Raw genomic sequence first — 764 nt, forward strand, 5'->3', positions numbered from 1 at the left:
CATCGCGAAGCCGCCTTCGCGCACGTGCGCATTCTCGATGCGCCAGCAGAAGTTCTCGATCCTGGGCGGCACGTAGAGCGCCTCGAGGGGCAACTCCGGCGAGAACGGATTCCACTTCAGGCCGTACAGGGCCTGCAAACGATGGCTACTCATATGCCCTCCAGTTCGGTCGGGATCCAGGCCGGTGGCAATCCGGTCGCGGCATGCTCGGCAAGCAACTGGCGAAGCAGTGGCGCGACGCCTGGTGGGCTTGCGGCTGGCGGGTGAGCGATGCTGCCGTCGTCGAGTCGCCGGCGCTGGCCGTCGGCGTTGGCGGCTTTGTCCAGCGGGCGCAACGGACACAGCACGGCGCCCGTGTCGGCATCGGCCAGATCGACGTGACTGAGGTCCCAGCGCGCATAGCGCAGGCGAACCTGTCGTAGTTGCCGGTAACGCGCCGGGATTTCGAAGCGTTGGGCAGCCAGGCTCACGGTGCCATCGGAGCGGCGCTGGGTACGGGTGACATCAATACGGAACGCTGCGCGCAAGGCGTCGCTGGCAGGACATTCACGCCGCACGTCGGGACCGGCGAGACAGCGTTCAAGCGGCGTGCAGCCGATCTCGGAGTGATGGGCCCGGTGGTACTCGCGCTCGATCCACGCATGCGTGGCCTGATTGAGCAGATCTAGTGTGAGGTTCGGCTCGCCCTCAAGCATCGCCATCACGCGGCCTTCGATGCGTGCCCAGAACGTCTCCTGCTTCGCATTCTGGTATGGCGAATACGG

The 764-nt window shown here is 65.8% G+C and carries 1 pseudogene; it reads right to left on the reverse strand.

Going from position 1 to position 764, the window contains the following annotated elements:
* Positions 1–149 precede the first annotated feature (149 nt).
* Positions 150–764: pseudogene (locus P0D89_RS53620) on the reverse strand (IS481 family transposase); the annotation flags it as partial.

This window comes from Paraburkholderia sp. RL18-085-BIA-A (assembly GCF_046027075.1).
In the GTDB taxonomy this organism is placed as follows: Bacteria; Pseudomonadota; Gammaproteobacteria; order Burkholderiales; family Burkholderiaceae; genus Paraburkholderia.